Annotated in this window: 1 protein-coding gene; it reads left to right on the top strand. The window is 72.8% G+C overall.

Going from position 1 to position 228, the window contains the following annotated elements; all coding sequences use genetic code 11:
* The coding region (locus tag KVS71_RS19885; RefSeq protein ID WP_217585373.1) for a hypothetical protein at positions 1-228 on the top strand (228 nt) is incomplete at both ends.

The raw sequence follows: 228 nt of genomic DNA on the forward strand, positions 1-228 counted from the left end.
AGAGGGGAAGGAACTCGCCGACGTGGACGCCATGCCCCGCATGACCCCCGTGTCCACCGTGCGCGTCGTGTCCACCAAGTGCGTCATGGCCGGCCTGCTCGCCGTGACCCTGGTGGGCCATCGGCGCGCCGCTTCCGTGCGGTGCAGTATCGGGACCGTCGTGGTGCACCGCGGTGTCGTGGTGAGGGGTGTGGGCGGGGGGGTCTTCTGTGGCCGCGGCGGGGCCCG

Source organism: Microbacterium sp. GbtcB4 (genome assembly GCF_019091465.1).
Classification (GTDB): Bacteria; Actinomycetota; Actinomycetes; order Actinomycetales; family Microbacteriaceae; genus Microbacterium; species Microbacterium paraoxydans.